This is a genomic window from Streptomyces yerevanensis (genome assembly GCF_000716805.1).
In the GTDB taxonomy this organism is placed as follows: Bacteria; Actinomycetota; Actinomycetes; order Streptomycetales; family Streptomycetaceae; genus Streptomyces; species Streptomyces flaveus.
On the sequence record NZ_JNWJ01000298.1, the window covers coordinates 1 to 224 of the forward strand.

A 224-nucleotide genomic window follows, 5' to 3' on the forward strand; every position below is an offset into this window, starting at 1 on the left:
TCCTGCGCCCGCGTCTGGCTGAACGGCACCGACATCGGCGAGTTCAAGGGCTCCCGGCTGCCGCACGAGTTCGCGGTCGGCCATCTGCTGAAGCCGACGGGGAACGTCCTTGCCGTCCGCGTCCACCAGTGGTCGGCCGGCTCGTACCTGGAGGACCAGGACCAGTGGTGGCTGCCCGGCATCTTCCGGGACGTCACCCTGCTGCACCGCCCGGCGGGCAGCGC

The 224-nt window shown here is 71.4% G+C and carries 1 protein-coding gene; it reads left to right on the plus strand.

All coding sequences use genetic code 11. The annotated features are described in order from the left end of the window. Window positions 1-224, plus strand: a 224-nt coding sequence (locus OP79_RS49480; RefSeq protein WP_033330057.1) for a sugar-binding domain-containing protein, incomplete at both ends; no start/stop codon positions are given.